Raw genomic sequence first — 734 nt, forward strand, 5'->3', positions numbered from 1 at the left:
ATCGAGGATTTCAATGTCCGTTTCGGCAAACAGCCACGCAATCCGAAGGACATGCATCGTCCGCTGGCCGATTATGAGAACCTTGATGGCGCCATGTGCCGGAAGGAAGTCCGCACGCTGTCGCAGTCCCTGACGCTACGCTACGACAAGGTCTTGTTCATTCTCGATCCGACGGAGCTTTCCAGGCCCCTGGCAGGTAAGAAGGTCGTCGTCTGCGATTATCCGGATGGCCGCCTCGAGATCATGCACGAGAGTTTTGCCTTGCCCTACAGAACCTTCGACACATTGCGGTCGATCCACCGGCCGGAGGTCGTCGAGAATAAGCGTTTGGACGACATGCTTTCGATCGTCGCTGAGCTGCAGGCTGGACGTGAACTGCAGCGGAGCAAGAGCGGCCCTCGCCGCACCGGTCAGACGGATCATATGTTTGGGATACCGGATGGTAGCCAGGGCAATGGTTATCAGAAGCGGGGCCGCAAGCCCGGCCGGCGGACGGATTTCATGAACGATCCGGAGGTGATTGCCAGACGCCAGAAGGCGATGGCGCGCATGGAGGCTGCGGAATGAATGGTGACCGACATAGTCTCAAAGCTAAAGCCGAAGGGGTGCGTCTCACCCGCCCCCGCTCCTCCCTTGCAACCCGGCTCAGCCGGTCGGATCGGGGGCTGAGCGTCAGTGCCAGCGTCGCATTTCTAATCGGTTGGCAGAGTCGCATTCCTAATCAGCTTTGACAT

1 pseudogene is annotated in these 734 nt (G+C 59.0%); it reads left to right on the forward strand.

Features of this window, described 5'->3' with window-relative positions:
* Window positions 1-567, forward strand: a pseudogene (locus QWJ46_RS31060) (ISNCY family transposase); the annotation flags it as partial.
* Between the last annotated feature and the right edge of the window lie 167 nt (window positions 568-734).

This window comes from Rhizobium sp. CBN3, from assembly GCF_030518245.1.
Taxonomy (GTDB): Bacteria; Pseudomonadota; Alphaproteobacteria; order Rhizobiales; family Rhizobiaceae; genus Rhizobium; species Rhizobium aethiopicum_A.